Below are 2,545 nucleotides of genomic sequence, written 5' to 3' on the forward strand. Positions count from 1 at the left end.
AACGCTTGATCTTAGGTGCGCTGCAACGTGGCTGCGCGCAGCTGCGTCATCAAATCCGTCAGGATCTTGCGATATTCCTCGCCGCTCAGATGCCCCTCGGCGTCAAATGCATTGTAGGATTCGGCCAGATGCACCGCCGGCCCCGGCAGCACATGCGGTTGGAACGGCACCAGGAAGCTGCGCAGGATCATCTGGGCGTTCTCTCCGCCGGAGCGCCCCGCGGCCGCCGACATCACCGCGACCGGCTTGCCATTTTTCAGCACGCCCGACGGGGCCCTGTTATACTCCGGCGTCGAAATCACGACCGCATCCGCCTCTGCAACTTGCACGGCAAGCGCTTGCACGGCTGCGGGGATCCCCTCCGCCTCTTCCAGGTCGCCGTCATAGAGCGGCAGGTTCAAATTGCCCTCGATCACCTTTGCCGGGCCAAACAGGCGCGCCGCCTCATGTGCGAGTTTTCGGTTGGTCGCCTCCTGACGCAGCGAGCCGGATATCAGAAGCAAAACGGGATCAGACATGGGATGGGTCCTTTTGGATGAATACCTATTGCCCCCAACCTAAGTCGGAAAATGGCGCACACAATGCGTAAGGACGCATCTCAAGTGTTCATATCCGCACAGCCAGGGAAAACACAAAAGCCGCGCTCTTGAAGCGCGGCTTTTCTCTACTCTTGCAAACGGGGGCCACCCCCCGCGCCCGGCTTATTGCGGAATGATCACGATCTCGACCCGACGGTTGCGGGCCTTGCCTTCCGGCGTCAGGTTGCTGGCCACCGGCTGATCTTCACCACGGCCAATGATCCGCATACGGCTGTAGGACACGCCACCGGCCGCGATTTCATCCGCCACCGCATTCGCGCGACGCTCGGACAGCGCATAGTTATAGGACGCGGCGCCGTCGCTATCGGTGTGGCCAATCACCTGCACCACGCTGCCCGGGTAGCGTTGCAGGCTGCCCGCAACCTGGCGCAGATCGGCCCGAACCGCGGGCGAAATCGCCGAGCTGTCGGTGGCAAAGGTCAGGTCGTTGGGCAAGGAAACCACCAGCCGGTCGCCGGTGTTCACAACGGTAATCGCACTATTGTCGATGCTCTGACGCAGCTCTTTGGCCTGTTTGTCCAGATCATAGCCGATCGCACCGCCGACAAGCGCACCCACGGCCGCGCCACCGACCGCAGCCCCCGCATCGCCATCACCGACCAAGGCACCAAGCCCAGCACCGACCAGCCCCCCGATAACAGCACCATCGCCGGTGCGGCTCCGTCCGGTATCACCGTCATACACCGACGGATCGGTACAGGCGGCAAGGGCAACAACAGCGCTCAACGCGGCAACTGCCGGAAGCTTGGCAAAGGGAATAATGGACATGCGGTCTACCTTCTTTTCAAATTTTGCCTGCGCGCCAGCCGTCTTGCGACGGCGCACGGTTCGCTTTGAATATCGGTTGTTCCCGGCCACGCAACAAGCCACAACGTCAAAAATTCGGCGAAATATCGCGCAGGACGCAGAAAAGGTCAGAGGCCAAAGACAAAACGGTTGCCCTCTTGTTCCTGCCAAAGTCGGCGCAGAAACGGGGCCTCGGCGGAGAATTCCGCATCCAGCAGCTCTGCCGTCATCATCCGGTCGGTGCGAAAATGGCGAAAGCCGCTGCGCAGCTCGCACCAGGCGGCCATCAGCGTACAATCGACGTGGTAAATCAGCGCCAGCGGTCGCAAGACACGGGTGCTCTGGATATCCTCCTTGTTGACATAAGAGAGCCGCAGCTTCTGCGCCGAGCGCACCGCCTGGCGCAGCAGCGCAATCGGAACACAGCCGCAATCGGGGTTGTCCTGCGGCGCGCCATAGGGGGCCACCTGAAGCCATTCGGCGCTGGCATGCACATTGCTGATCTTGCGCCCCACCCGCGCCGCCGCCTGTTGCAAGGCCCCATCGCCGGTGCGCATCAGCATGGCCAGCCCCACATGCAGCGCCTCGATCTCTTCCTCGTCGAAATTGAGCGGCGGCAGATCGTAGCCCTTGCGCAGCACATAGCCGATCCCCGCCTCGCCCTCGACCGGGGTGCGCATCGCCTGAAGCGCCGCGATATCGCGATAGATCGTCCGTTTCGACACCTCCAGCTGCGCTGCAAGATCCTCGGCCCGCACCGGCGATTGCGCCGCGCGCAGAATCTGGATCACTTCGAACAATCGGTCGCTGCGGGACATGGGCGCCTCCTCGTGACATCCTGCTGCCACTCTAGCATGCCCCGCTGACAACAGGTTGTCAGCAGCGTTGTGATGTTCTGGCCCGGAAACGACACTCGGACAAAGGACACACCGATGCCCTATTATGACTGGATCAGACTGATCACCCTTGGCCTGGATCGCTGGGGCCCACCGCCGCAGCCCCGCAGCACCTATGAGATCGAAAGAGACGACGCCCGGCAAGCGATAGAGGCCTATCACGCCGCCCGTCGGCGAGCGCGGCGCGACGCCCTGCGCGCCAGGATGCTGCGCCTGTTCAGGCGGCGCTCTCCTGTTCCGCCGAGCCCGCCTGCGCCTCCTTGC

3 protein-coding genes and 1 pseudogene are annotated in these 2,545 nt (G+C 62.8%); 1 reads left to right on the forward strand and 3 read right to left on the reverse strand.

The window, feature by feature from the left end; all coding sequences use genetic code 11:
* Nucleotides 1–11 precede the first annotated feature (11 nt).
* From HCZ87_RS20520 to HCZ87_RS20530, 3 genes are all read right to left on the reverse strand, one after another.
* Nucleotides 12–518, reverse strand: coding sequence for an NADPH-dependent FMN reductase (locus HCZ87_RS20520; protein ID WP_167646953.1), 507 nt, complete (start codon nt 516–518; stop codon nt 12–14).
* Nucleotides 519–701: 183 nt separating this feature from the next.
* Entirely contained in the window at nt 702–1,367 is a 666-nt protein-coding gene (locus HCZ87_RS20525) for an OmpA family protein (protein WP_167646955.1), read from the reverse strand.
* 146 nt (nt 1,368–1,513) lie between these two features.
* Complete coding sequence (locus HCZ87_RS20530; protein ID WP_167646957.1) at nt 1,514–2,203, reverse strand: YafY family protein; 690 nt, start codon at nt 2,201–2,203, stop codon at nt 1,514–1,516.
* 114 nt (nt 2,204–2,317) lie between these two features.
* Here HCZ87_RS20530 and HCZ87_RS20900 point away from each other — a divergent pair.
* Nucleotides 2,318–2,545, forward strand: a pseudogene (locus HCZ87_RS20900) (hypothetical protein); the annotation flags it as partial.

The organism is Phaeobacter sp. HF9A (assembly GCF_011806385.1).
Lineage (GTDB): Bacteria > Pseudomonadota > Alphaproteobacteria > Rhodobacterales > Rhodobacteraceae > Epibacterium.

Bases quoted from the DNA above. Each gene is read 5' to 3' on its own strand.
- HCZ87_RS20520 (WP_167646953.1), bottom strand. From the start codon at position 518: ATGTCTGATCCCGTTTTGCTTCTGATATCCGGCTCGCTGCGTCAGGAG.
- HCZ87_RS20525 (WP_167646955.1), bottom strand. From the start codon at position 1,367: ATGTCCATTATTCCCTTTGCCAAGCTTCCGGCAGTTGCCGCGTTGAGC.
- HCZ87_RS20530 (WP_167646957.1), bottom strand. From the start codon at position 2,203: ATGTCCCGCAGCGACCGATTGTTCGAAGTGATCCAGATTCTGCGCGCG.